Here is a 788-nt window from a genome sequence, read left to right on the forward strand (position 1 = left end):
TTCTCTGGAAATATTTCAAGTGTGTGCTGGCGCACAGACATGATTTTAGGTTAGACATATTATTCTGATTGTTGAAGCATCTAGGAATTACCATGAAAACTGACACACAATTACAGCAAGATGTAATGGCGGAGTTGAAGTGGGAGCCTTCTGTGCACGCGTCCCAGATTGGTGTAGAGGTCAAGGATGGCGTTGTCACTTTGGCTGGAGAGGTCAGTAGCTATTTGGAAAAATGGGGGGCTGAAAGGGCCGTACAACGTGTGGTAGGTGTTAGAGCCTTGGCGATCGACATGACTGTCAAGTTGTCGCAAATGGGAAAGAGGACTGATACCGATATCGCAGCATCCGCGCGAAACGTGCTTAGCTGGACGAATTCGGTTCCTATTGACACCGTTCAAGTCCTTGTAGAGGATGGTTGGATTACCCTGTCTGGAGAGGTGGTTTGGAACTATCAGCGTAGCGATGCTGCCGACAGAGTGCGCCTCTTGCCGGGAGTGCGCGGTGTGAGCAACCAAATTTCCATCAAACCCAGGGCTTCAGCCATCGTCGTAAAGTCAGAAATCGAGGATGCCATCAAGCGTCGTGCGACTTCTGATACGAAAACGATTGTTGTTGATGTCACGGGCGGCGATGTGACGTTAACAGGGACCGTCCGTAGTTGGACGGAGCGTGATCTCATCTGTCTCTTATACACATCTGACGCTGCCGACGAAATGCGAACAGTGTAGGTCTCGGTGGGGGAGGGGGCGGTGTGGAGGGGGGGGGGGGGGGGGGGGGGGGGGGGGGGG

The 788-nt window shown here is 52.8% G+C and carries 1 protein-coding gene; it reads left to right on the forward strand.

Annotation, left to right across the window (positions count from 1 at the left end; all coding sequences use genetic code 11):
* Window positions 1–92: 92 nt before the first annotated feature.
* Complete coding sequence (locus JHD82_RS29010; protein WP_199140351.1) at window positions 93–728, forward strand: BON domain-containing protein; 636 nt, start codon at window positions 93–95, stop codon at window positions 726–728.
* The last annotated feature ends 60 nt before the right edge of the window (window positions 729–788 follow it).

Origin of the sequence: Delftia sp. ASV31 (genome assembly GCF_016428765.1) — a bacterium.
GTDB classification, from domain to species: Bacteria; Pseudomonadota; Gammaproteobacteria; order Burkholderiales; family Burkholderiaceae_C; genus Comamonas; species Comamonas acidovorans.